General features: G+C 65.7%; 1 protein-coding gene. It reads right to left on the bottom strand.

Translation table 11 applies throughout. The features are described from left to right. Positions 1-370: NAD(P)/FAD-dependent oxidoreductase (locus AC1D0P_RS32040; protein WP_477680407.1), on the bottom strand; the 370-nt coding region annotated here is incomplete at both ends.

Raw genomic sequence — 370 nt, 5'->3', positions numbered from 1 at the left:
GGGCGAAGGCCCGCCCAGCGTTCGATCACCGGGGCATCGCGCAGTGCCGGCACCAGCGCCCTCGCCCGCACCACGATGTCGTCGAGCTGATCGTCGGTCGACACGGGATCGGCGTAGTGGTTCTCGCTCGTCGAGCCTATGGCAACGCGGCCATCCTCATGCGGCACGACATAAAGGCCATCGAGAAAGGCGACAGGCAGGTTCGGATCGAGGTCGGCGCCGAGCAGTGCAGCCTGCCCTTTGACCCCCTGTCCCAGCGGCTTGGGCAACTGCGGCATCAGGCTTTCGAGAATCGGAAAGCTTTCCGCCCCGGCTGCGACAAGAACATAGTCAAAACGGATCTCCCTCCCGCAAGCGAGCGTCGCCCGGC

Source organism: Polaromonas sp. P1_G2 (genome assembly GCF_056405515.1).
This window is presented reverse-complemented; position numbering and strand designations above follow the sequence as displayed.